This is a genomic window from Corallococcus llansteffanensis, from assembly GCF_003612055.1.
GTDB lineage: Bacteria > Myxococcota > Myxococcia > Myxococcales > Myxococcaceae > Corallococcus > Corallococcus llansteffanensis.
In genome coordinates, this window is record NZ_RAWB01000928.1 from 1 (window position 1) to 2,122 (window position 2,122).

At 68.7% G+C, this 2,122-nt stretch carries 2 protein-coding genes; both read left to right on the forward strand.

The annotated features are described in order from the left end of the window. A partial coding sequence (locus tag D7V93_RS42150; RefSeq protein WP_208723333.1) for a phosphopantetheine-binding protein occupies nucleotides 1-346 on the forward strand: 346 nt, incomplete at its 5' end. A gap of 22 nt (nucleotides 347-368) precedes the next feature. Next, nucleotides 369-2,122, forward strand: a 1,754-nt coding sequence (locus D7V93_RS42155; RefSeq protein WP_147451647.1) for a type I polyketide synthase, incomplete at its 3' end; no start/stop codon positions are given.

Consider the following 2,122-nt stretch of genomic DNA (forward strand, 5'->3'; position numbering starts at 1 on the left):
CACCGGCTTCGTCGCGCCCCAGAGCGCCCTGGAGCAGCAGCTTGCCTCCGCGTGGCAGTCCGTCCTTCGCCTCGACAAGGTCGGCGTCCACGACAACTTCTTCGACCTCGGCGGCAACTCGCTGCTGATGGTCCAGCTCCACACGCGGCTCCGCGAAGCCCTGAAGCTCGACGTCCCGCTGGTCGAACTCTTCCAGGCACCGACCATCCGCTCACTCGCGAAGCACGTCACGCAGCAGTCCGAGGCGAGCTCCTTCGAGCACAGCCAGGACCGGGCCACGAATCGCAAAGCCTCGATGAAGAACCAGCGGGCACTGCGCGAGCGCAACAAGACGACGAAGAAGTAACCCCGGGACCCGAGACCTCACGATGGACACCGCAGAGACCTTCAGTCACGAAGTCGCGATCATCGGCATGAGCGGGCGCTTCCCCGGTGCGCGGAGCGTCGACGCGCTCTGGGAGAATCTCTGCTCGGGCGCGGAGTCCATCTCCTTCTTCTCCGACGCGGAGCTGGCCGCCGCGGGCGTCGACGCCTCCGTGCGAGGCCAGCCCCACTACGTCCCCGCAAGGGGCGTGCTCGACGACGTCGACCAGTTCGATGCCTCCTTCTTCGGCCTCGCTCCCCGCGAGGCCGCCACCATGGACCCCCAGCAGCGCCTCTTCCTCGAGTGCGCCGCCGAGGTCCTCGAACGCGCAGGCCATGGCGCTCCCGCCCCCGACAACCGCACCAGCGTCTTCGCGGGCGTCAGCACCAACACGTATCTCCTCAACAACCTCTGCACCAACGCCGAGGTCATGAGGACGGTGGACAGCTACGAGCTCATGCTCGGCAACGACAAGGACTTCGTGGCGACGCGCGTGGCCTACAAGCTCGGCCTGCGCGGCCCCAGCCTCACCGTCCAGACCGCCTGCTCCACCTCGCTCGTCGCCGTCCACCTCGCGGCCCAGTCCCTCGCCAATGGCGAGTGCGACATGGCGCTGGCGGGTGGCGTCTGCATCCGCGTTCCGCAGGCCTCCGGCTACGTCTATGAACCGGAAGGCATCCTGTCGCCGGATGGCCACTGCCGCACCTTCGATGCCAAGGCCCAGGGCACCGTCAGTGGCAACGGGGTCGGCGTCGTCCTCCTCAAGCGCCTCTCGGATGCGCTGAACGACGGCGACACCGTCTATGCCGTCATCAGGGGCTCGGCCATCAACAACGATGGCTCCCTCAAGCCCGGCTTCACCGCGCCCAGCGTCGACGGCCAGGCTGAAGCCATCGCCGAAGCGCTCGCGATGGCCGACGTCGAGCCCTCGTCCATCTCTTACGTCGAGGCCCACGGCACCGCCACGCCCATGGGTGACCCCATCGAGCTGACGGCCCTCAAGCGCGCCTTCCGCTCCTCGTCGCGCGCCACGTGCGCGCTGGGTTCGGTCAAGTCCAACCTCGGCCACCTGGATGCCGCGGCGGGTGTCACTGGCCTCATCAAGACCGCGTTGGCGCTGCACCACCGCAAGCTGCCGCCCAGCCTTCACTACTCCGCACCGAATCCGCAGCTCGGCCTGGAGGACAGCCCCTTCTACGTCAATGCCTCACTGAAGGACTGGCAGCCTCCCGCGGGCGTGCCTCGCAGGGCTGGCGTCAGCGCCTTCGGCATCGGTGGCACCAACGCCCACGTCATCCTCGAAGAGGCTCCGGCACCTGACTCTTCCGAGCCGTCGATCCGCGCGAGCACGCCGCAGGTGCTGGTGCTGTCGGCGAAGACGGCCTCGGCGTTGGAGCGCGCCACCGCGCAGCTCGCCACGCACCTGCAGGCCCACCCCGAGCTGCCCCTGGCCGACGTCGCCTTCACCCTCCAGGTGGGCCGACGTCTGCTGCCCCACCGCCGCTTCCTCGTCGCCAACGACGCCCTCGAAGCGGCTCAGTTCCTCCAGGACTCCCAGCAGCCCCCCGCCTTCGTCTCCGGCTTCGATGAGTCCGATGAGCGGCCCGTCGTCTTCATGTTCCCCGGCGGCGGTGCCCAGTACGTCCTCATGGGCCAGTCCCTCTACGCCTCACTCCCCCTCTTCCGCGACACCGTCGACCGCTGCGCTTCGCTCCTCCTGCCGCTTCTCGGCCAGGACGTGCGCGCTGTCCTCTACCC